The 208-nt window shown below is 46.6% G+C and carries 1 protein-coding gene; it reads right to left on the bottom strand.

The window, feature by feature from the left end; genetic code table 11:
* Positions 1 to 113 precede the first annotated feature (113 nt).
* Positions 114 to 208: teichoic acid D-Ala incorporation-associated protein DltX (locus LJE08_RS14885; protein ID WP_255650377.1), on the bottom strand; the 95-nt coding region annotated here is incomplete at its 5' end.

Genomic DNA, 208 nt, shown 5'->3' with positions numbered 1-208 from the left:
ATCGCCGTAGGAGTGGATAGTCCCCAGCTCATCGAAGGCGGGGAAGTCCGGTTGCGCTTGGGCGATCCGGTCAATTTCTTGAATAATGTTTTGTACCAATGTAATTACTCCTTTTAGAACTCATTGTAGATAAACGGAGCTTGTCCGGCCCCAAAGTAGCCGTACATGTAGATCAGCACCATCAAGACAGCAAAATAAAAAAGCGTTC

This window comes from Holdemanella sp. DFI.5.55 (genome assembly GCF_020593575.1).
Lineage (GTDB): Bacteria > Bacillota_I > Bacilli_A > Erysipelotrichales > Erysipelotrichaceae > Holdemanella > Holdemanella hominis.
The sequence above is the reverse complement of the archived record's forward strand: the minus strand, read 5'-3'. Positions and strand labels throughout refer to the sequence as shown.